At 42.9% G+C, this 1,639-nt stretch carries 1 protein-coding gene; it reads left to right on the top strand.

The features are described 5' to 3' along the window. The first annotated feature begins 27 nt into the window (after positions 1-27). Positions 28-1,598, top strand: a protein-coding gene (locus C1E99_RS06780; RefSeq protein WP_105207055.1) for an IS3 family transposase whose coding sequence is annotated in 2 segments (ribosomal slippage) — positions 28-673 and positions 673-1,598 — 1,572 coding nt in all. Because the reading frame shifts where the segments join, the coding sequence is not laid out codon by codon here. Positions 1,599-1,639: the final 41 nt, after the last annotated feature.

The raw sequence follows: 1,639 nt of genomic DNA, 5'->3' as shown, positions 1-1,639 counted from the left end.
ACTAGAAACTATGAGGGGAGTTTTATTATGTCCAAAAGAAGTCCAAAATCTGTCTCTGAGAAACTAGAAATTGTTCTACTGCACTTGGAAGCTGGGAAAGCACTTAGATGGTTAGGTAGGCACCATGGCGTGTCTAAAGACACCCTATCGAACTGGGTTCGGAAGTACAAAGAAGCTGGTGTTGAGGGGCTAGAGGAAAGTCGTCACTGGACGAAGTATAGTAAAGAGTTGAAGGAACAAGCTGTATCTGACTATCTCAATGGCTTGGGAAGTCTCAAAGATTTGACTGAAAAATATGGAATTTCTTGTCATTATGTTCTCAGATCCTGGATAAAACGTTATACTAGTGGTAAAGAACTGAAAGCTACTAGTAAAGGAATGAGTCGCATGAAACAAGGACGCAAGACAACATTTGACGAACGGGTTGAGATTGTGAATTTTACTCTTGCCAACGAGAAAGATTACCAAGGGGCTGTCGAGAAGTATGGTGTTTCCTACCAACAGGTCTATTCATGGGTCAGAAAGTTCGAGAAGGACGGTTCTAACGGCCTCCTCGACCGTCGTGGGAAAGGCCTGGAAAGCAAGCCTAATCTGACTCCAGAAGAAGAGTTACGCCTTAAAATCAAGCAACAGGAAGAACGGATTAAGTATCTTGAAATGGAGAACGGCCTGCTAAAAAAGTTAGAAGAAATCAAGCGACGAAACCGACGGTAAGACTAGGTCGCCACTTGGAATCCTTCCAAGCGATTAAAGAATATGCGGATGAACAGGAAGAGGCTTCTATCAGTCACTTGTGCCGTATTCTAAAGGTATCTCGCTCAGGCTATTACAAGTGGTTGCGTCATCAAGAAACTCCTTCTGAACAAGAAAATACAAGATTGATAGACGTCATCAAGGACCTTCATAGCCAACATAATGGCATTCTTGGTTATCGTCGTATAACGCGATTTGTCAATCGCAAGCTTGAAACAAACTACAACAAGAAGCGGATTCGTCGCTTAATGCACATTTTAGGAATTCGCTCCATTATCAGAAGAGCCAAGGGCTACTGTACCAAGACCAGCTTTGTCAATGTAGAGGACAATATTCTCAATCGTGATTTTACAGCTACTGCTCCCAATCAGAAATGGTGTACAGATGTGACTTTCCTGAAGTATGGTCTCAGCTGTAAAGCTTATTTGAGTGCTGTCAAGGACCTTTACGACGGCTCAATTGTCGCTTATGTGGTTGGTCAGTTTAATGATAACGAATTGGTGTTGGAGACGCTTCGTAAAGCCCGAAAAGCTAATCCTGATGCGACACCATTGATTCACAGTGACCGAGGTTCGCAGTATACTTCGAAAGATTATTACCGTCTAACGACCCAGTATCAAATGACACGCTCTATGTCGCGTGTTGGCAAGTGTATTGACAATGCGCCAATTGAGAGTTTCTTTGGACACTTTAAGACGGAGTGCTATGATTTGAAGAAGTACAAGACTTTTGAGGAGCTGGTTTCAGATATTGATGCCTACATCTATTTTTACAATCACCAACGTTTTCAAGAGCGCAACAACGGCCTTGCCCCTCTTGAAATGAGGAACAAGGCCGCCGCCTAATCTTTTATTATTTCATTGTCCACTTGACAGGGAGCTGTTCA

Source organism: Streptococcus suis (assembly GCF_002964045.1).
GTDB lineage: Bacteria > Bacillota > Bacilli > Lactobacillales > Streptococcaceae > Streptococcus > Streptococcus suis_U.
Note: the sequence above shows the minus strand (reverse complement) of the source record. Positions and strands in the feature narration are given on the sequence as shown.